Raw genomic sequence first — 490 nt, 5'->3', positions numbered from 1 at the left:
GCCGAGGCATAGGAATAGTTCGTGAACTTCGTATCCGCTTTTCGTATCTTTTTCTCCTGTGCCTGTGAGGCCATGGCCATCAATGCCAGACCGCAGAATATATATCTTGTTTTTTTCATGTCTTGTCTGCTTGTTGGTTAGAAGAATCTTGGGGTGATTACGCGTTTGTAACGGTTAAGGAACTCATATCTTAGAAATATCTCGAAAGAACCGTCGTTGAACCTCGTGGCACCTAGATCGGTGATCTCCCTATCGTACGCGACGCCTACCATGAACTGGTCCGTGATCTGAAATCCGAAAAGTGCGCTCAGAGCGGCGTCCCAACGGTAGGCCAGCCCTAAGGAGAACTTATCGTTATACAGAAAATTGGCGCTTACGTCTATCTGCAACGGTGCACCCCTTACCGCCTTTACAAGGCCCGCAGGTTTGAACTTCCACCTATCGTTTACTTCGAATACGTATCCCGTGATGAAATAGAAGTTCATACGCT

The 490-nt window shown here is 47.3% G+C and carries 1 protein-coding gene; it reads right to left on the bottom strand.

Translation table 11 applies throughout. The features are described from left to right. Nucleotides 1-137 precede the first annotated feature (137 nt). Nucleotides 138-490 (bottom strand): PorP/SprF family type IX secretion system membrane protein (locus HW347_RS20585; protein WP_214613601.1); only part of this gene is annotated, 353 nt, incomplete at its 5' end.

The sequence above is a fragment of the Zobellia barbeyronii genome (genome assembly GCF_018603515.1).
Taxonomy (GTDB): domain Bacteria; phylum Bacteroidota; class Bacteroidia; order Flavobacteriales; family Flavobacteriaceae; genus Zobellia; species Zobellia barbeyronii.
The sequence above is the reverse complement of the archived record's forward strand: the minus strand, read 5'-3'. Positions and strand labels throughout refer to the sequence as shown.